Origin of the sequence: Paenirhizobium selenitireducens ATCC BAA-1503, assembly GCF_900492185.1 — a bacterium.
Lineage (GTDB): Bacteria > Pseudomonadota > Alphaproteobacteria > Rhizobiales > Rhizobiaceae > Allorhizobium > Allorhizobium selenitireducens_A.
In genome coordinates this window covers 1-454 of sequence record NZ_UEYP01000046.1, presented here as the reverse complement: position 1 = coordinate 454, position 454 = coordinate 1, and the positions used below count along the sequence as shown (strand labels likewise).

Here is a 454-nt window from a genome sequence, read left to right as displayed (position 1 = left end):
CATCCTTTCGAACTTATCAAAGTTACCCCTCTAAAAACTCAGACTGTTAAACAAGATCGGCGAGTAGGTGGCATCTCATGTATTGGTATTTTGGCTGGTTGTAAAAGACTTATCGAATATTCAAAGCAAGCAATTATTAGTAATGAAACTTCTTTTAATTCAATAATTCGAGCTTGTGGTGCAACGATCAGTCTGGGCAGTGATTTACCTTTGCCTAAATTTGTTTGTTTAAAGGGTAGTATGCCTACACAGCGCTTGGCTCATTATCTGCAACAAGAAGCAGCTGTAATTTGCTTTCAAAATAATAAAGTGTCTGCTCAAAAAATTGATTCTTTCTTCAAAAAGGAACCTATCACAAAACTAGATCCTAGCAGTGTCGTTTGGATATCCAGTAAACCTTTGGAACTGATGCAAAAATCATCTTTTGTCACAGTTGAGAATAACGGTTCAACGG

Annotated in this window: 1 protein-coding gene; it reads left to right on the top strand. The window is 36.8% G+C overall.

The genetic code is table 11. The annotated features are described in order from the left end of the window. Positions 1-454, top strand: a 454-nt coding sequence (locus tag RHIZ70P_RS22660) for a hypothetical protein (RefSeq protein ID WP_210209775.1), incomplete at both ends; no start/stop codon positions are given.